At 41.1% G+C, this 20,180-nt stretch carries 15 protein-coding genes; 10 read left to right on the forward strand and 5 right to left on the reverse strand.

Going from position 1 to position 20,180, the window contains the following annotated elements:
• Nucleotides 1-23: 23 nt before the first annotated feature.
• From recJ to NWP22_RS00470, 4 genes are all read right to left on the reverse strand, one after another.
• On the reverse strand, nt 24-1,835 hold the full coding sequence (recJ, locus tag NWP22_RS00455; RefSeq protein ID WP_280801390.1) for a single-stranded-DNA-specific exonuclease RecJ: 1,812 nt from the start codon (nt 1,833-1,835) through the stop codon (nt 24-26).
• Between the two features lie 54 nt (nt 1,836-1,889).
• Nucleotides 1,890-3,122 (reverse strand): exonuclease SbcCD subunit D, encoded by a 1,233-nt coding sequence (locus NWP22_RS00460; RefSeq protein ID WP_271731145.1) that lies wholly within the window; start codon nt 3,120-3,122, stop codon nt 1,890-1,892.
• A gap of 306 nt (nt 3,123-3,428) precedes the next feature.
• Nucleotides 3,429-4,037: a tetratricopeptide repeat protein gene (locus NWP22_RS00465; protein WP_271731143.1), complete on the reverse strand. Its 609-nt coding sequence runs from the start codon at nt 4,035-4,037 to the stop codon at nt 3,429-3,431.
• An 11-nt stretch (nt 4,038-4,048) separates the two neighbouring features.
• A complete protein-coding gene (locus tag NWP22_RS00470) occupies nt 4,049-4,258 on the reverse strand; it encodes a hypothetical protein (RefSeq protein WP_271731142.1) in 210 nt (69 codons plus the stop codon).
• A gap of 663 nt (nt 4,259-4,921) precedes the next feature.
• Between NWP22_RS00470 and NWP22_RS00475 the strand changes: the two genes are divergently transcribed.
• The 5 genes from NWP22_RS00475 (at nt 4,922) to NWP22_RS00495 (ending at nt 14,631) form a co-directional block, all read left to right on the forward strand.
• Nucleotides 4,922-7,483 (forward strand): P-loop NTPase family protein, encoded by a 2,562-nt coding sequence (locus NWP22_RS00475; protein WP_271731177.1) that lies wholly within the window; start codon nt 4,922-4,924, stop codon nt 7,481-7,483.
• Nucleotides 7,484-7,614: 131 nt separating this feature from the next.
• Entirely contained in the window at nt 7,615-11,001 is a 3,387-nt protein-coding gene (locus NWP22_RS00480; RefSeq protein ID WP_271731141.1) for an acetate and sugar kinases/Hsc70/actin family protein, read from the forward strand.
• A 135-nt stretch (nt 11,002-11,136) separates the two neighbouring features.
• Entirely contained in the window at nt 11,137-12,246 is a 1,110-nt protein-coding gene (locus tag NWP22_RS00485; RefSeq protein WP_271731175.1) for a hypothetical protein, read from the forward strand.
• A gap of 474 nt (nt 12,247-12,720) precedes the next feature.
• On the forward strand, nt 12,721-13,971 hold the full coding sequence (locus NWP22_RS00490) for a hypothetical protein (protein ID WP_280801391.1): 1,251 nt from the start codon (nt 12,721-12,723) through the stop codon (nt 13,969-13,971).
• Between the two features lie 24 nt (nt 13,972-13,995).
• Nucleotides 13,996-14,631 (forward strand): hypothetical protein, encoded by a 636-nt coding sequence (locus tag NWP22_RS00495; RefSeq protein ID WP_280801392.1) that lies wholly within the window; start codon nt 13,996-13,998, stop codon nt 14,629-14,631.
• 94 nt (nt 14,632-14,725) lie between these two features.
• On the opposite strand, the gene NWP22_RS00500 is transcribed toward NWP22_RS00495, so the two are convergent.
• Nucleotides 14,726-15,451: a cytochrome b/b6 domain-containing protein gene (locus NWP22_RS00500; protein WP_280801393.1), complete on the reverse strand. Its 726-nt coding sequence runs from the start codon at nt 15,449-15,451 to the stop codon at nt 14,726-14,728.
• Nucleotides 15,452-15,608: 157 nt separating this feature from the next.
• Here NWP22_RS00500 and der point away from each other — a divergent pair, with 157 nt between their 5' ends.
• The 5 genes from der to NWP22_RS00525 all read left to right on the forward strand — a co-directional run bounded on the left by der (nt 15,609) and on the right by NWP22_RS00525 (nt 20,179).
• A complete protein-coding gene (gene der, locus NWP22_RS00505; protein ID WP_280801394.1) occupies nt 15,609-16,973 on the forward strand; it encodes a ribosome biogenesis GTPase Der in 1,365 nt (454 codons plus the stop codon).
• Nucleotides 16,974-17,059: 86 nt separating this feature from the next.
• The gene (locus tag NWP22_RS00510; protein ID WP_271731135.1) at nt 17,060-17,989 is read left to right on the forward strand and encodes an energy-coupling factor transporter transmembrane component T family protein; all 930 of its coding nucleotides are present in this window, start codon (nt 17,060-17,062) and stop codon (nt 17,987-17,989) included.
• 284 nt (nt 17,990-18,273) lie between these two features.
• Nucleotides 18,274-18,552 (forward strand): transcriptional coactivator PipX, encoded by a 279-nt coding sequence (gene pipX, locus NWP22_RS00515; RefSeq protein WP_271731134.1) that lies wholly within the window; start codon nt 18,274-18,276, stop codon nt 18,550-18,552.
• Nucleotides 18,549-19,217 (forward strand): YggS family pyridoxal phosphate-dependent enzyme, encoded by a 669-nt coding sequence (locus tag NWP22_RS00520; protein WP_271731133.1) that lies wholly within the window; start codon nt 18,549-18,551, stop codon nt 19,215-19,217. The genes pipX and NWP22_RS00520 overlap by 4 nt, the downstream gene beginning before the upstream one ends.
• 359 nt (nt 19,218-19,576) lie before the next feature.
• Nucleotides 19,577-20,179 (forward strand): cell division protein SepF, encoded by a 603-nt coding sequence (locus NWP22_RS00525; protein ID WP_271731132.1) that lies wholly within the window; start codon nt 19,577-19,579, stop codon nt 20,177-20,179.
• The last annotated feature ends 1 nt before the right edge of the window (nt 20,180 follow it).

The following is a 20,180-nucleotide window of genomic DNA, read 5'->3' on the forward strand; positions in this document are numbered from 1 at the left end:
TTCATACCTTGGTTGAGCTCATCCTAAGCTGACGATGGTCTGACACCGACTAACTCCAACTCAATGGTAGTAGTACCATTAAAGTAATTTTCTCGTAACTTGTAGGCAATATCTAATCGTGGCGGTAGGGGGAAGTAGTCTCCCCACCTCCAGGCGATCGCTTTGATTTTATACTCTTGATGATTAATAGTTTGACTGAGTGTTAATTTAATGTGACCTTTACCAACAATTTGCTGGGAAATCACTTGTACATTCCCTGTCGAGAATAAGGGGTCTGGGTTTTCCATCCCACAAGGATGAAGAGCATTTAGTTCTTGGTAGAGCTGCTGATTGATTTGACTCAGGTCAACTTCAGCATCAATTTTAACTAGTGGCTTGAGGTGGTGTAGTTCTAGACAGTGATTAGCAAACTCAGATAATCGTGATCGCAATAAGTCTAAATTATCTGCTGCCAAAGAAAAACCCCCGGCTGCCTTATGTCCGCCAAACTTACCCAGTAAACCCTGACAATATTGTAACGCTTCAAACACGTTAAACTCAGGAATACCACGAGCGGAACCGCGAATATGTCCACCAGCTTCATAAGTGCCAATAAACACAGGCACACCGTAGCGCTCCACCAAGCGAGAGGCGACAATACCAATTACACCATGATGCCAATCAGGTTGTACAACCACTAATACCCGGTATTTTGGGAGAGTAGAAACAAACCACTCCTCTACATAAGCGATCGCTTGTTGTTCAATTACCTCGCACATCTGCTGACGACTAGTGTTAGTTAGCTCACACTGCTGCGCACATTCTAAGGCTACCGTCATATCATCGGTAGTTAGTAATGAAATCACCGTCTGAGGGTCACCAATACGACCAATAGCATTAATTCGTGGTCCCAAGCGAAAGCCGATATCTTCTGGTTTTAAAGATTTAGAAGAAGTATTTCCCCCTGGGAATAGTTCCCCTTGTCCCTCTTCCCTGACCTGCAAACCAGCCACCTGAATTAGGGCTTTAATCCCTGGTAAATTAGACTGAGGTAAATGTTTTAATCCACGTTTTACCCAGCGACGATTTACACCTATTAAAGGTGCTAAATCAGCGATTGTACCTAGGGTAAATAAAGCCAACATGGGCTGCACTAAGCCTTTAATCGCTCCCAACCGTTGCCCTAGAGATACTGCTAAAATATAAGCAACACCCACACCCGCCACACCCCGATAAGGTGAAGACTCTGCAATTAGTTTGGGGTTCAGGATGGCGTTAGCTGGAGGTAATTTGGGGGGGATGTCGTGGTGGTCGGTGACAATCACATTCATACCAAGTTCTCTGGCTCTGGCTATGGGTTCATAAGCGGAAATCCCATTATCCACAGTCAGAATTAGGTTTATACCTTCATCGTGAAACTCTTCAACAATGCGTTGATTAATCCCATAACCATCACGCATCCGACTAGGGATGGCGTAATTCACATCAGCCCCAAAACTCCGCAGACTACGCAACAGTAAAGCCGTGCTAGTCATACCATCGGCATCATAGTCACCACAGATGGATATTTTACCATGGGATGCGATCGCTTGCTGCAATAAATCCAAACTAATCGCCAAGTCAGGAAATTCTTCTAAAGGCGAAGGTAAATTTAAGGACTCAGGATTTAAGAACCCTTGTGCTGCTTCTGGGGTAGTAATGCCACGATTAATTAGTATTTGGGCGATAATAGGTGCAACATTAGTTACCCCCGCCAGACTAGCGGCGCATTCTGGTTGCTGGCGATAAATTTGCCAACGCTGAGGTGCTAGGCGCTGTTGAGATATGGTTGATTTTGGTAAGGCTTCCTCTAGCACAATTATTCAAGCACTCTTTTCTCATCATTAAAGCACACAGCGATCGCCCCAGCATTAAAAGACTACCACATCATCAGCGAGTAAATTTTCTGCTGCTTCCAACATAGATGCAGCAATATCCTTTAAATCTTCACGATTATTTAGGTAAGTTTGCAAGGCCGACCTGGGGTCAATACTGCTACTAGCGGTTAATTCTGGAATTCTCGGACGCGCCAATTGGCTGACTAATTCTGCTTTAATTGTGTAATTGTGAGCTAAACTTAAAGCTCCATGAATAGCCGCAGTATCAATGACATCCATCTGTTCCGAGCGGATTTGATAAATTAACCGCACCACAGCATCTTCAATATTATATTTAGCGATCGCCTTGATTAAAGCAGCTTGAGGATCATCTGCTTGTGATATATCCACCTCAATAGTGCGGAAACTCCGCACAGGTAAAGGGCAAAATTCCCAATTAGCTCTTCCCCGCTCCAACTCTATAATTACATAGCCCTTATCTTCTTTTTCCTCACTAAAATCGACCCGTTCAATACTTCCCGGATAAATGACAGGTGGGTTATTAGACTTATTTAAATTCTGGTGACAGTGAACATGTCCTAAAGCCACGTAATCAAAACAAGGTCGCGTCAGTAAAGATAGGGGTAAAGTAAAACCCTTCCCCACCGCTAAAAGGCGTTCAGCGCCCAAAGTAGCATTATCAGCCATCAAATGAGCCAAAAGCACAGTAGGAACATCAGGGTCAAGGCGGCGAATTTCTCCCTCCAAAACCACTTGTAGACGTTGTGTTAACATTTCGTTTACCTCAGCCAAAGAAGCATTTTTAGTTTCCTGACGGGTCATCAACGTAGAACGAGTCAGCCAAGGTAAAGTAATCACCTGCACCTTACCACTAGGGGTATTAATACAGTGAGTGGTTAAAGTATCACCCACCAAAAACCCCCGCACCCCTAAAGTGCGATAAATATTTAAACTTGCGCCTCCGGTTCCTTGAGAATGTTGGTCATGGTTCCCCACCAACAGCACTGTAGGAATATCTGCATCAACCAGGCGGCGAAACTGACTTGCAAAGGCTTCTTGTACATATGGCGGTGGGGTAGCATCCGGGAACGCATCACCGCCAAATAAGACTAGATCTACCGGGTCTTGTAGCGCCCGGTCAATACATCCGGATAAAGTCTTGACAAAATCCTCTAACCGTGTATTTAGTCCTGTGTCTGGATTCATGCGCCCATGGGAGAAACCGCTCCCCATGTGGATATCCGCAAGATGCAAGATTTTAATCATCTTTGTCAAGTGTCATAGTCATCACACCGTTGGTTAATTTGAATATTAAGATGCCATTAATTAACCAGTGCCTGCAACTGATTTGCTTTGATTATTCATATTTGATTCTGATATGGCTGCAATAATTATACATTGTTTTGCAGCGCCAGCGATCGCTATAAACTTTTATAAGTTGCATAACAATTGCTAATGCGATCGCCAGGAATCAATCAATTTTTGTATAGAGTAATATAAATATCTTTACAAATCCAGTCAAGAGCAACAATTCCCCTCACTCTAGTTGCAATCACTCACGTCATCCTGTGTTTATCGCAACTTCTGATGTACACAAGCTAGATACCACATATAATCATCAATCTTGTTACTAACCGCTTGATTAATATATTGCTGTGCTAACTCCAGTTGCTTTTCCGCCTGAAAATATAATCCCACATAGAGATAACTGTAAAATTTAGTACGCTTATCTGCGTTTTTACCCAATTGAATTAAAACATTGGGAGAACAGCGCCCCGCATACAAATCATATACCCGCCGCATCACCAATCGCGGGTCATTTTTTACTTCTAATAAACACTCACGCGCCGCGGTGACACCATCAGCTTCAGCAGTACAAAGATAGCGCCAAACCGTTTCTTCCACATCTTGAAAATTCACAGTTAAATCTGTCTCAAACTGTTTAGCGCCTTCTGCAAATCTACCAGCATAATAATATGCTAGTCCCCTTTGCCACAAATATGGTGTTAACCGGGGATCAAGTTTTTCTGCTATGTCAAAATCAGCAATAGAAGCATTAATATTTACTAGCTGAAAATGAACCATACCCCTCTGTACATAGGCTTGAGGCTCATGGGGATGATTGGCGATCACATCATCCCAACGCCTCAGTTTTTGTTCTAGCATATTATTGGAATTCATGATTGTAACATTTAATCATCCAATAAACTCATTAATGCTGTAATTTCCGGGTTCTCTGAATCGGATAATTCTTTCCGTAACTCTAATATTTGATTTTGTAATACTTCAGATGTATACAGCAGATTAGATGTTTTAGCAAGTCTTAATTGACTTTCTTTAATTCTAATTTTCCTCAATAGTTCATTTACCGCATCAACTGCGTTATAATCTTCATACATCATCCTTTTACACCCATTCAACTATCAATCTATTAACTGCCGACAGAAGAAATATATATAGCACCCTCTAACTTATCCAAGCATACATCTGAATATGATACAGCAAATTGTAGGTAAAAACGTAATATATAAATGTATAAATGGTAAAATTCTTCTGACGCCAGTATCCTGTCCCCTATTGGCATACCCCACAAGAAGATGAAATATGATGAAATATACTGTCAATGTGGCTGCGTAGACACTCCCCCCCCACTACAATAACCGTAACTTTTGGCTCATCCTTACCCAGACATCACCCGGAAGGACTTGTTTAATTCTTACTACAACTCATATTGTGTAATATAAAACAGCCGCTGAGAGTATAAACATCATGGGCGCAAATCTCATGGAACACCTGCGATAGATATTCGTTCATAGAAGTCAGTAATTTCATAGTTGTGAATATTCCCTCAATAATATTTATTCTGCTGATATTTTTTTTATTTTTAACTGTTTAAATAAGCATCCGGTTAAGAATTGTTTAACTCAGTAGAATTAATCCATGCACAGTATTAAATAATCTGGTACTCAGGAAAAATATGATGATAACTTTTATCAATATCTGCCATTTAGATTGTTTTATGTTATAAAGCTCACAGAAATTGATGCGACATGGAAAGAATTTCTATGGAAATGGAACAATTAGATTGTTTTAAAGCATACGGACAATTTATCTTGGAAAAACTAGACTCAGTACCCCAATACCCTTCTAAACAAGAAGATTGGATACCCACTAGGCTAGATGATTGTCTTGTGCGCCTCCGAGAAGCTGCACAGAAAACTGTAGAACTTGCCACATCTCCAGTTAGAATTGGGGTCATGGGAGAATTCAGCAGCGGTAAAACTTTGCTTTTAGGTAGCTTGATTGGATATGCTGACGCTTTGCCAATTAGTGAGAACCCAACTACAGGTAATGTCACAGCCATCCATATTGTACCACAATCAGGCTTTGTCACTACTCAGGCTAATAATTATACGGTAGAGTATCTTTCTCATCAAGGGGTGAATGAGTGCCTGCAATTCATGTTGCAGGAAGCAAGTCGCCGCAGTGCTGCATCTGGACTACCGCCTATACCCCTGTCAACATTAAAGACTGGCAAAGATATTATTAACTGGTGCGAAGAAGCATGGAACAGTAGCAAAAATTTAGAATTACGTTATTTATTACGAGAGTTGGTATTATTCCTTCGCACTTATCAAGCATATGGCCAAGCAATGTGTGGTATCCACTATCAAATTGATGGTAACATCGCCCGTGAAGGGCTACAGCTACCTGAACAGCCATTAGCTATCCAAACTCTTCGGTTTGAGGACTTACCCTCATCTCATATTCGATTACCCAGCCCACCCCAGAACCTCACAACTAAATTATTACATAACAGCTTCTCACTCATCCACCGTGTCAACATTGAAGTGAAAATATCACGGGAAATCTGGGATTTTAGCGGTGCTTCCCAATTTATTCTCTTAGACTTCCCTGGGTTAGGTGCTGCTAATTCTGGAGCTAGGGATACCTTTTTATCACTGCGGGAACTAGCAGAAGTACAGACAATTTTAATCCTTTTAAATGGGAAAACCCCTGGTAGCGATCGCGCCAATAAAATCTTTACTATGATGCAGCAGCAACGCCCAGGACAAGACCTCAAAGATTTAATTTTGGTGGGGGTGGGTCGTTTTGATCAGTTACCTTTAGATAGTCAAGGTCATGAAAGAGAACTTGACCAATTCATCACAGATACTGAACCTGTAAAAGAAGACGATGTTTTAAGTAAATTGAAAGTTCTGCAAACAACCCTTGATGCTGCTAGTGCATTCATCATTGAACAAGAACGGATGGTTTTGTTATCCCCACTACTAGGACTGGCTGAGTTGGCAAAACGTTCTAGTAAAGTTAAAGCAGGTTCACCGGAATTTCTCACTAACTTAGATTATCCAGATTATCTGGAACGGTCTAGGCGATCGCAACAAAAATGGCAACTATTAAGCACACGTCTGCTAGAATCTGATCCGCGGAGCCATTTAGGTAGACAACTGAGTTACTTCGCCCAAGATGGTGGTATTGCCAAACTACGCGAATTAATTCAAAATCATGTAGCCAATCACGGAGTAAAACAGCTGTATGAAGATACCCATAGGGCTGCTGATAATTTAATGCTACAACAAGAATACCTCAATAATATTATTACCGAAATCCACGAGCAAGGTATTCCCACATCCGATACTCACAACCTCATTGAGTTGCGGTCTGCTATTGAAAGTTTAGATAAAACCTATCGCAACTTCCAGAAAGATTTAGGTAAAGAACCACTCAAAGACCGGTGGGGAAATATTGTCAGTGATGTAGTTAAAGACGAACTCACATTTAAAATACTCAACTGGAACGAGTGGACATTACTATTTAACAAAGCCAACAATGGTAATATCACCATTGCGGAATTTAAAGGGGCAGCGGGTAAACTATTTGACAGAGGTAATAGAGTTAATAGCAGCCTACCTACAAAGAGTGAAGATTTTTATGCAGCTTTTGTGAAAACTGTCAAGGAATTAGAAGAATTTGCCCGAGAGCGCATTCATCAAGCATTAGCCGACTTATTAAATAAATTATCCCAGCAGATAGCCCCACAGCGGGATTATTTGCAGACTAATCTCAATCCAGAAATGGAACAAGATATTGAAACAGAATTTGGTATAGAAGAAGCCGATATTTTTTACAAGTTGCTGTTAGGATGTGACCCTAATCACTGGCTAGAAGCAATTATCGCCGAAATTAATAGCAAAGAACAATCAATTTCACCCCAAATCATATTCCCCTTAGCCCGTAGAGATGAAAAACACAATATTGGTCAAATCTTTGACTGGTCTCCTGAAAAAAGTCCAGACTTACCCAGAACAGGTAATCACCAACTTTTTGTATTGCGACTACGAGATGAAATCATTACAACTGCTAGCCTGCATCTGGTGCAATATGTCAGCCAAGTCAATCAGCAGATAAATGCTGAACTAGAAGGTATTTTAGATCAAATTATTCCCAGCATGCAAAATATTTCTAAAAAAGAGGCTTTACTCAGATATATTGCGGCAGAAAGCTCCCCAGCTAAAGTTAATATTCCCCATTGGTTGCAGATTCTCGCAGAAGTTGCCACAATTTCTTATCAAGAGGATAATTTTCTAGTTACAAAAAATTCTTGATTGTTTAGGGTTCAAAGCCTTAATTGTTTACTATTTTCGATATTTCTAGTTAGTTCGGTACATTTTCGGTAACTTTAACCACAGATACTAGATTTTAATTGGCAATTTATTATTAATTTCAGGAGAAATAAATGCCTGTAGAGATTCGGCTCGCACCTAATTTTCAAGTGCATATTAAAGAAAAAGAATATTTGGAACTACCCACCATCCAACTGCTAGCAGCAGGGGATAATGTCCCTCACATTGCTAGAATTAATTGCATTGTCACCGGTACGCCGGAGGAATTAGCATTACAAATTAAAAAAGCATATAAACCATTTGATTCTGTAACTCCTAAAATTTCCCAAATCGGGCAATTAGAGCAATATCCTTGTAAGTTAACTCGCCCTTTTCGAGAACCAATTAATTGTACTTTGTCCGTAAGTGTTGAGTATTTCGATTCTGACGCTTTAGGAGATCCCGTACTTTCTGAACCCCGGGAAACTGAAGCTTCATGTTATCTCTGGTCACCATTAATGGATGATGAAGAAATCATTGAGGCCGAAGCCGTGACCATCCCCATAGAAACCAGTCCCTATATTGAAAACCAACCAAAAAAAAGATTTCCCGGATGGTTAGCATTGGATTTTGGTACATCCAACTCTACAGTCACACTCTTTGATCCCATTGAGGTTCCCATCGCCGAAATTTTACCCAGGGAACAAGAAATCAGGTTACGCCATCGCATGGCCGAGTGGTTGAGTTCCCCCCCATCGGTAGCTTTACCCGATGTCAACCCCCATGACTGGGAGAAATTTATTGCTGATGTGAGCAAAAACCTAGAAATGGAACCCTATAATCTAGCATCAGTTTTTGAAACTGACCAAAAAGAGCGATTCTTAGAAGCAATTCGCCAAATAGAGTTATGTCTAGGTAACAGCGAGAAATTCCGGCGGGCCGCTAGCAAAAAACTTTACCAAATATACCATGAAGTTTTTCGTGTACCTACTTTAGAATCGCAAAACTTAATCCCCGTCGTCTTAGATATTAATCGCCGTGATACAGAAATACCCAGCGAATTGGAAATCTTTACCTTGACAGATTTACAACTACGCATGGGTAGAGAAGCCAGGGATAATAGAAAAAAAGCCATCGCCCAAGGTAGCAGCGTCTCTTTAAAAGAAATTATCAGCAGATTTCACCACTCACCCAAGCGCTACTTTGGACAAGATCGCACTTTCCCAGTGATTTTAAATACTCAGCAAGAAATAATTCATGTTAACCAACTTATCCAAGCAGCTTGGGCTCATTTAATCGATTTAACCGAAGATTACCGCCAACGCGCTAGGCGCAAGTTTTCTGATGGAGATTTCGTTACAGCTGTTGTAACTTACCCTACTGTCGCCCCCCCATTAGTCCGTAAGGAAGTTAAAGAATTAGTGGAACAGTTGGGTATTGATGATGTCCAAACCGCCTATGATGAGGCTGTTTCAGTGGCAATCTTCTTTTTATGGCGAGAATTTGGTGGTAATCTCAATATTGGCATTGAATCATTTAAAACCCGTTGTCGTCAAGTCGAAAACAAATGGTCGCAAAATGTCCTCGTCTTGGATATCGGGGGGGGAACCACAGACTTAGCTTTGATTGAATTGACTTTAGATGATAATACCCCAACCTTTGCAGACTATGAAGATAGAGGATTAGGAGGACGTTACTATAAACTTACTCCCAAACTGTTAGGCTCATCAGGGCATTTACAGTTGGGCGGTGAATTAATTACCCTGCGAATATTTAGGTTATTAAAAGTAGCGATCGCAGACTTTTTGTTAACGGCAATAACTACAGGGGACATCGAAAGCGAAAAGCTAGAAGATTTAATTAACACAGAATTAAATGAACGTTTTATTGAAGAAGGAAAATTTAAAAGTGGCAGTTTATTAAAATGTATAGATAAAGAAAACCCTGATGGTGATGCTGCTTATAAAGATTCCCTAGATACTGCCGAGAAAGTATTACCCACGAGATGGCAACAAGTACCCCAGCGGCTACAAACCTTTTATACTCTCTGGGAGCATGCTGAATCAGCTAAACTCAAACTGGGGCAAAAATCAGAGCATCATCTTTTAACTTTCACTATTTCCGAAACTCACATTTGTGAACTTCTCACTCAAAGTGGAATTAAATTTCAAGTCAGAACCACTGATAATATTGGCGTTATCATCGACAGCGAACAATTTGAACGCGCCGCCGCTTCCACTATTAAGGAGGGAATTGGTATCGCTAAAGGACTCATGGAAAGTCGCCTGGGTTTCCATGGGCAAAATATAGATGCTTGGAATACTCATAAAGTTGACTGGTTGATTTTATCTGGTAAAACTTGCAACCTGGAATTAGTACAGCGCTACATCTACGAAGAATTTAGTAAATCCCCTTACTTCGTCTGGAACCCAGAAAGAATTACCTTTGTCTTGGAATTTACAAAACTCGCTACTTCCGCCGGTGCTTGCTACGCTGAGAAACTCCGCCGACTGAGATTTGACCCCGAAGAGTCTAAGGAATTGTTGCGCAAAGGAGCAAATCAGTTAGAAATAGACGTGAAAAATCTCTTTTATTATCTACCTTGTAACTTCAAACGCAAAACCCAAAGCAACGAACTTTTAACCATATTCAAAGCTGGACAGGAACTTTATCAAATCAGTCCCACAGAAACAGCCGCCAAAGTACGCACAGAATGGCAAGGGACACAATTAATTAATATTATTTACCGCCAAGACTACGAGGAGGGAGACTTACGACTGTGGGGGAGCTTTGACGGTAAAAACCTGATGCAAAAACTAGGAATGTCAGAAACTGAGTTTCTTAAAAAAATCAAAGTTCAATTTGAAATTGACCAGACTCTAGAATTTAGGGTTTTACTTTGTCAAGGGAACCCCCATTATTTAATTGACCTTCCTGGTATTGATGTGGGTGCTGCACTATTAGCAGCTTCCGAAACAGCAGCCCTATTTGCTGATGGTAAGTTAAAGTGGAATATTGCCTTAGAAAGTCCCAAGCACAACTTAAATGATGGTGATATTGCAGTCAATGTGATTGAGTCAGCAACTGTTGACCAGCCCAACGCCTATCATTTAGTTTTTGAAGCAGGAAAAGATAATAGTCAATTTTTGCGAGAATTTCACTATGTCCATCATGGGGAACAGCAGTCACAAACCGGTTTAGTCAGTCACCCTTTACCTCCCTTTCCCCAAAGCCGTCAGCACACATTTTATATTTATCAAACAGATACCACCACTAACACCAAAAAATGGATCCGCATCGGTGCATTAAGTAAACCAGATGTCGCCACCAATTACCCTTGTAAATATTACGTGACTCTAGATAACAAAGGTTTTCTGAGAATACACGCAGGGGAGGTTCCCTATTGGACCTCCACTAGTCAAGAATGTCTTAAACAGCCAGGATGTGTTTATCAGGCCGAATTAGAACTACAACCTAACGAAGTGGATAAGGAACGCGACCCTTTTTGTGGTGTACATTAAACTTCCTCGGTTGAGTAGGTACTTTGACGGGAGCATCTGAGTTTGATAATATTTCACCTCTTGCTCCCTCTGCTTGATAACCAGAGGGTTGGGGTGGGGTTTGAAACGCTATCATCAGTTTTAGTATTAATACTCATGCAGCAATTACGCCAGTTATTAGCAATACAAGGGTCAGAGTTGGCTAAATTACTTAAATGTAGTTTACGTGGACTAGAGGCGACTTTAACTCAAGCTATCTCAGAATTTCCCCTCGACCCCGGTACTCAAATATGTGAGGAGTTATTACGGGAAATCTCCGGGTTATTGCAACCACGGACAGATTCTCCCCCAGAAGATGCGATCGCCATGATATTGCTCCCAACTGAGTTAAAATTGACTCATCTGCGGTCGGTTTTTAATGCTGATGCCGAACTAAAGTTATATTTAGGTACTGCTGAACTACAAAGCCAAACCGATGCTGACCTATGGAACGAAATTCACCGCCAACTGCTGCGAGTTCCGGAAAATATCGCCACAGCTTGGCGATCGCGCGTCTTAGATTTAGCTGAACAAGTAGGCGCACTACCAGATAATTTACACGTTGCTGAACTTCCTTTTAGCCGTGATCAAATAATTTATCCCGGACTGAAGGGGAGTGTAACAGCGCCGGGGTTATCTTTATCTGAGAAAGCCTTATTAAATACGGGAGTTAATCCAACTGACCAATATGGTAATTTATACTGTATCGCTGGCTTTGTGCAGCTGTTCCTGAGATTTACTGAAATAGACCCAGACTTACATCATGCTTTAAAGACTGTGTTTACCTTTGATATTATGCCCTTGCACTCCCAGCCAGAACAACGCACTCAATATATAAATACTTTAAGCGATCGCTGGCAGCGTTTGCAACAAGCCGAGTCAAATTCTGATGAGTTGTTAAGTCTGCGTGCCTGGATAGATATAGATGAGGCCATACACTCCTTAGTATTTGTCCCACCCGCAGAGCGTTATTCCTGGTGGGGTAATTTACAGCAAGAATCACGACGGATTTTAAAAAAAAAGGCTCAAACGGCGGTGAATATGGGTTATGATGTGCGGATTCGGCAGTTATCTGGACTTTATGCCGATGTCTGTTCTTTCTCTAAAGATGACCTCCAACTCAACTGTGGCGGTGTTCCTGGGGAAGTGTTAACTTGTCTGCGGGTATATGCGAGCATTAATCAAGAAGAAACCCCAGGAAGGGTTATATTTCGCTCTTTGCGTTAGTCTTCTATTTTTTACCCTTACAGTTCCCCCCAGAAAGCTTTTCCTACTAAGGCGTTGAATAGGGTATTACTTTTTTCGTTCTCAAAAGCAAAAAACCTCACTAATACTAGACCCGCTTTTAGGCGTAGGGAGTGTCAAAACCCCATACAGATGACAAGGGTTATATAAATTTACTTTGAACAAAAAATAAAGATTAATCTAACATTTTTCATCTAAATAAATTACAAATTTATCTGTGTTAGTCTGTCTAAATCTATGAACCTGTAGCTTATCTACTAAACGCGACGCTAACGCTCAGGGCTGGTTCATCATGTCTTTGTGATCACAAACAAAGCAATATGCTGTAAATATCTCACCAATATTGTGATGTATAAGATACAAAAAACCAGCCATAGTAATGACATCTGTAAATTTATTAGACTTGACTATGTTTTTTGTAACTTAGGGACAGTCTTACTAAGTTGTCTTCTGATTTTGACCGCTATTACCATAAAGTCTGTATCTGCTGCGGATAATGCACAGAAGAATATGATTTTACCAAATCAAATAAATCAGGTTTTTTATGGTGAAAATAGCCATAAATCATCAATATACCCAGGTAACAAGAAGTCATATATCACCGTCACTGAAAGATTATTAACATCAAGAAAAAGTAATAATCCTGTTAAATTACACACAAGTAACAGTGAGGATTTAGCTGTTAACATTGAACTTGAAAAAATCAGGAATTATTCTGTTGCTCATCTGGGTTTTTCATCTAAGAATGTACTAAACAGCAAAATAAACACCAGTCAAATTTTATTGACATCCCACCACAATAATATTGATGGAGAATCACCAGAAGAAATCCCACAGCCAACTAATTTAGTTAATTTACTGTCGCAAAAACAACCGGAATTGAGCACAGATGTAGAACTTTCATCACCTGAGGAGGATATCCCTAGCAATAGTGATACATTACGCCAAGAACTATTAATTGATCCCATCATCAACACCCAAGAAAGCATCATCAAAACTGAACCGCCAAGGGCTTTCCCTGGTTCAACAGCTGGTACTCCTTCTGGTTATGGTGCAAGTGGTGGTCAAGTCTATGTTGGTGTTGGTTTACTTTTCCCTTTAGAGGAAGATTCCGATGGCTTTCGAGATGGCTCTTACTCCGCTGGTTTTGGGTTAGGAGATCCGTTGAAATCTGTAGGGTTGGAAGTTAATGTTAACTTTGCTAGTTCCGGGGGTACTTACTTTAAAGGTGGAGAGTTTGATGTGGGGACTAGCGGCTATATGGGGTTAAAACTCCACAAATACTTACGTAACCGTACATCTGTAGCCGTGGGTTGGTCAAATGCTCTCAAATGGGGAGAATCTTCCGATAATAAAGACACTATTTATGGAGTCGTTACTAGGGCGTTTCTACTGCAACCAGATAACCCACATCATCAATTACCTTTGACTATTTCTGTGGGTTTTGGTAACGGCGGTTTTCGTTCTCTAGGCGCAAGAGCCGCGGGGGGAAATAATGCTAATATTTTCGGGAGTCTAGGTTTAAGAGTCATACCTGAAGCATCCCTAGTCAGTAGCTGGACGGGAAATCGTGTGAATGTAGGTACCTCTATTGCTCCTTTCAGAAATAGACCTATAGTTATCAATGCTATTCTGACAGACATTAGTCGTAATTTTGATACTGGCTTAGGTTTTGCGCTGAGTGCAGGGTACAGTTTCAAGTTTTAAGCAATTTCATCAATCATAAAAATCATGAAGAAACAAACATTCTTGCTAAATTTGGCGGTAGCATTGGCTTGTTTTACTTATCTGGCGGCTGCGCCTCATAGAGCCTATGCTGGTAAGGAGATTGTACCGGGTAGTTCTCCAGATTCTGCCTCTTTAATTGGAGATAAGGAGATTGTACCGGGAACTGGTATAGATTCTACTTCCTCAATGGGTGATATTGTACCGGCAACCGGGGTTAATGTTCAAGTTGTTAATGATGGTAATTTTTCGGCGGGAGTTTTGAGGGTCTCCCCGGAAGTTCAGAATGATTTAAATGCAGTTCTCGATCATCTACTCAGTACAAGTCTGGCTAAAAATAAGCCATCTGATTCCATTGAATATATCTTACAGGGTGGAGATAATGTAGATCAGGTCAAATCTTCTATAGTGAGTTTAGAAGTGTCACCATCACCAGTAACATCACTGGTAAATGCTTTAAGTGAACTGACAGGACCAGACCAAAATGTGGATATTAATAAGTTTAATGATGCTCTGACTGCATATAATCAAATTGTGCAGGAAAGTAGCCCCGTAGTTCTGCAAGCATTGGCGAAAAACCCAAGTTTTACCGCCGTTAATCATCTGCTGAGTCAGTTAAGAGTTGCTCTCAATCAAAAGTAAAATTTTAGACATGGTTATTTACCTTCCTCTGGCTTTAGTCAGAGGATTCTTTGGCGAATCTGCTCAATAGTAAATATTTTTTCGATAATATTTATTATTCACCAGAGAAAAACAGTGGCAACACAAATGCCGCTATAATTCCAAGCAACACAACACCCTCAATAATTCTCAGGGAAAAATTCCTCTGTATTAACTGGTTAATTTGGTTACTGAAATTATTAGTGGTAAAATTACGCAACCAACTACGCAAACGACTATACCAGTTTTTCGGACTATCTCCTGGGCGGAATTTCCATGACCACATTGATAGTAACAATGGCGCACCACCTACTTTAGCAGACATCAAAAGATGAATCGCTAAAGAACAAACCATAATTACCCAAGTTATCAGATGGCAGTAATACCATAAGTGATCAAGTTCTCTTGTAGGTAGCCATTCCTCTTTCATCATTCTGCCAGATATTACCGCCAAAACCGAGGACAGCAACATCAGAGTATTGATAATGCGTTGTGAACTTACCCACCAAATGGGTTTACCAACCTGTGTTAAATTTTGTATGGAGTCGGGTTGTAATAGCCGCCTTTGTCCCGCATGAAAGCTATAAAGTACAAAAGCTGGTAATAACAGTAAAAAGAATAAAGCTACAGTTCCATGAATATCTTGAATTGGATCAATTCTAGGAATGAGGACTTTGCCAAATCTGCCATCGAATGTATTGTAAACTAGGAAGCCAGTAATGATGGAAGTAATGACTAAAATTCCGTTAATACCATGGAGAACTCGCAACAACAAAGGTTGATAAGGGGCTGAACGACTCATAGATAATGCCAAGCTGTTTATGGTAGAATTATAAGCTTATTACTCGGTAGTTCTGACTCAAAACACTACATCAGCCTCGATAAACTACATTAGAACTTAAAATGGTTACAATAAATAAATGATATAATAGCCTATTACTCTCACTCACCCTGGTTTTATGGGACTGCCAATTGTTGCTATTATCGGTCGCCCGAATGTGGGCAAGTCTACCCTGGTTAATCGTCTCGCCGGGGTGCAAACGGCGATTGTCCACGATGAACCGGGTGTAACACGCGATCGCACTTATATGCCATCTTACTGGCGCGATCGGGATTTTATCGTTGTAGATACAGGGGGCTTAGTATTTAACGATGATACGGAATTTCTGCCGCTAATTCGCCAACAGGCACTCACCGCGATCTCACAAGCCAGTGCGGCAATTTTTGTTGTAGACGGTCAAACTGGGCTGACAGGTTCAGATCAAGAAATTGCTACATGGTTACGTCAGCAACCAGTACCGGCGTTACTGGCTGTGAACAAATGTGAATCCCCAGAACAAGGCGCAATTCAAGCATCTGAATTTTGGTCTTTAGGCTTGGGGGAACCTTTTCCTATCTCGGCAATTCATGGTAGTGGTACTGGGGAACTACTCGATGAGTTAATTACTCACATCCCCATGGTCACGGAAGTAGAAGAAACTAACGAGATTAAGGTGGCGATTATCGGCCGACCCAATGTGGGTAAATCCAGTTTATTAAATGCTTTTGTGGGAGAAGAAAGATCAATTGTTAGCCCTATTTCCGGCACAACCCGCGATGCTATTGATACCGTGGTTGAACGCAATGGGCAAATTTATCGCTTGATTGACACCGCCGGCATTCGCAGAAAAAAACAAATAGAATACGGTACAGAGTTCTTTAGTATTAACCGTGCTTTTAAGGCCATTCGCCGCGCCGATGTGGTTTTATTAGTGGTTGATGCTTTAGATGGAGTCACAGACCAAGACCAAAAATTAGCCGGGCGGATTATAGACGAGGGTCGAGCTTGTATAATTGTCGTGAACAAATGGGATGCCATCGAAAAAGATTCATACACCATTTACGACTACGAAAAGAGTCTGGAAGCCCGGTTACATTTTACAGAATGGGCAGAAACCATTTTTGTTAGTGCTTCCACAGGACAACGGGTAAATAAGATTTTAGACTTGGTGAATGAAGCTGCTGAGTCACACAAACGCCGTGTAACTACCTCTGTAATTAACGAAGTGCTCACAGATGCTGTAAGTTGGCATTCACCCCCGGCTACGCGTGGCGGTCGTCAAGGTAAAATCTATTATGGGACTCAAGTGGCGGTGCAACCACCAACTATCGCCCTATTCGTCAACGAAGCTAAACGCTTTAATGACAATTACCGCCGCTACATTGAACGGCAATTCCGCCAACAATTAGGATTTAAAGGTACACCTATCCGGTTAATTTGGCGCAGTAAAAAAGTCCGAGAGATGGAACTAGGTAGCGTCAACAGAGCAACTCGTGTCAAATAAGTTTAACTTCTCAGGGTTATATTTCGCCTATGTCAGGCCAAAATAGTCAATATCAAGCCTGACTCTCTACTACTTAGCACTGATAAATGGACTTATTGCGATCGCTACCCCTTGGACTGTACCTAGAACAGCCGCAAACTTGGCTACACAAACTTGATGCACGGGTGAAAATTGCTTGGTTGATGAGTTTTCTCACTAGCTACACCTTTGCTAATAACGAGTGGCGAATACTACTAGTTGCACTGTTAATTATTTTGACTGTAATGGCCAGAATACCCCAGCGAGTCTGGAAACAGCAAATGGTATGGCTGTTAACATTGTCTGTGTTTGTCTTTGGGATTATTAGTATTAGTCCCGATGGTCTGGGTGTAAGGTATCAGCAGCGTTTACCCGCTAGCGAACAGATATTAATTCCTCCAGGAAGTACCAGTAATAACGCCGAGATTGTTTCAGTACCAACACGGGAAAACAAAAACTACAGCTACATTCTATTTCATCAAGGGCCGGTTAAGGTAACTCGTCGCTCAATTGATTTGGCTATTAGAGTCAGTACAATTATATTTACTGTGATTTATAGCAGTAACCTGTATCTGCTGACAACCGCACCCGAAGAAATCACCACTGCTATAGAAAGTTTAATGCAGCCCTTGGCAAGGTTGAAAGTGCCGGTAACTGAAATTACCCTCACCTTAACTTTGTCGTTGCGATTTATCCCCCTAGTTCTGGAAGAGGTGCAAAATTTAATTCGCTCTGTGATGACTAGGGCGATTAATTGGAAAAAACTGGGCTGGAAAAGAGCAGCTCAGGTTTGGATGATTGTAGCACAGAGACTGTTAAAAAATCTCCTACTACGAGCCGAACAAATGGCTAACGCTATGATGGTAAGGGGGTTTACTAGTCCTAGTGAGCATCAAGTCAAATGGCATGAATTACGTCTGAGGGCTAGAGATTGGCTGGCGATCGCTATGCTTACCCTATTTTGGGTTGCTAGGCTAGTTATAGGAAATATGGCTTAGTCGCTGATCCTCTGAGCTATTTTGTGCCACAGGCGAATAATTATGGCAATATGGAAAGAGACTAAAGTAATTACCTTAGTGGTTTGTTGTGCATTTCTACTTTCCTGTTACCAACCTCATCTGCCAATTACACACAGGACGCAGGTTTTGATAACTGCCATTCAAAGGCCAGAATCACTAATTTTCTTATAAGCTCACGAAAGATGCTGGCAAAAGGGGTGTATTATCTTGTGAACATTTGTACTGAACTACGAAGAGATATATACTCCCAACTTGACTGTTAAATGAATCCAGAAAACTTAGAAACCTACATCAATCATCCAACTTGGGGTTTGCTTTATCGGATCTGTATGGTCGATGACAACCAGGATCTATTCACTACACTTTATGCCCAACGTTTATTTTTTGTGGTGTCCAACGATATTAAAGGTCTCAAATTTCAGTCCATAGGACGTACTGAAGCCCGAATGTTGTTGGAAAATCGCTTGCGTACTCTGCGTCGCAGTGGTCCATCCCAGGAGTACGATCAACTTCAGAGTGTTTTCCAGCGCACATTCCAATGACCAGTTCCATGAGCGAACGTATTACTAACATTTGTGGTTCACTACCTGCTTCAGTGCGATTGGTGGCTGTGAGTAAGACATTTCCCCCTGAAGCAATTCGCGCTGCTTATCATGCCGGAATTCGTAATTTTGCCGAGAACCGCATCCAAGAAGCAGCCAGTAAACAAGCCCAGTTACAAGACTTATCGGATATTACATGGCACTTTATTGGCAGTTTGCAAAGCAATAAAGCTAAAAAAGCCATGGAATTATTTGACTGGATTCACTCAGTGGATAGTTTAAAACTGGCAGAACGTTTAAATCAATTGGCAGCACAGTTAGGAGTCAGTCCTCAGGTTTGCCTACAAGTGAAAATCCTCCCTGACCCTAATAAGTCAGGTTGGAGCGTTCCCCAACTACTAGCCGACTTACCGGCTCTGAACAAATGTGAGGATTTACAAATTCAGGGTTTAATGACAATTCCCCCTTTAGGATTGAATGAAGCGGAAACAATGGATGTATTTAAAAATACATATAAATTAGCTAAAGAAATCGAGCAGCAAAACTGGTCGCACCTAAAAATGCGGGAAGTTTCCATGGGTATGTCGGGGGACTACCAACTGGCAGTACAGGCTGGGGCAACTATGGTAAGATTAGGTACTATCTTATTTGGTGAGAGAAGTTAGGATATGAACCATTAATTTTTTGCTTCTGGTATTAATATTACTAGGGATAAAATACACAGATATGTTCATCCCTGGTTATGTATGAGCATACAAAAAATAAAATTCAGTCAAGATGAGTAGCAAAAAAATCCGGGAAAGAAAATTTTTACCCGGAACAATAATTACGCTGTAATCTTGACGCGTTATTTTGTGTAAGTTAATCTACAGGCGTTCCCTCAAATTTCAATTGACTAACCCTATTTGCAATAAAAGCTATAAACGGCAAGAAAATTATTCAATCTTAGCTGTGTACTGAGCTACTATGGCTACATTAATTACTGGCCAAATCAATAAGGGTAACTTTTATCAGGAGCATAAAAATGAATAACATTTTTACTAAACTTCGAGACTTTGTAGGTCTCAATGAACAGGTGGAATACGAATATTACGAAGAGGAACCGGAAACAGATCCTGGTCGCTACCAGAACCTGTATCAAGAGGAAAATCCCCAAGCACCACCACCAGCACCGGCTAGTGTTCAAAATCGACGCTGGCAGGAACCCATGACTACAATGGGTAATGATATAGCCTCAGGATCGAAGCCTACCATGGGGAATGTGATTAACATGCCAGGAGCAATTAACGGAATTTCAGAAGTGTTAGTACTTGAGCCTCGAACATTTGAAGAAATGCCCGAAGCTATTAAAGCACTCAGAGAGCGTAAGTCAGTTGTTTTAAACTTGACGATCATGGATCCTGATCAAGCACAACGAGCTGTAGATTTCGTAGCTGGGGGAACCTACGCCCTGGACGGACATCAAGAGCGCATTGGAGAAAGTATCTTTTTGTTTACCCCCAGTTGTGTGCAAGTTAGTACCCCGGGGACAGTTCTGCATGAAGTACCACAAGCGCCCCCTCGTCCTTCACGTCCCTCAAATACTTCTAGTCAATGGGGTACAGACCTTAACAGAATGGTGCAATGAA

Source organism: Anabaenopsis tanganyikae CS-531 (genome assembly GCF_029891675.1).
In the GTDB taxonomy this organism is placed as follows: domain Bacteria; phylum Cyanobacteriota; class Cyanobacteriia; order Cyanobacteriales; family Nostocaceae; genus Anabaenopsis; species Anabaenopsis arnoldii.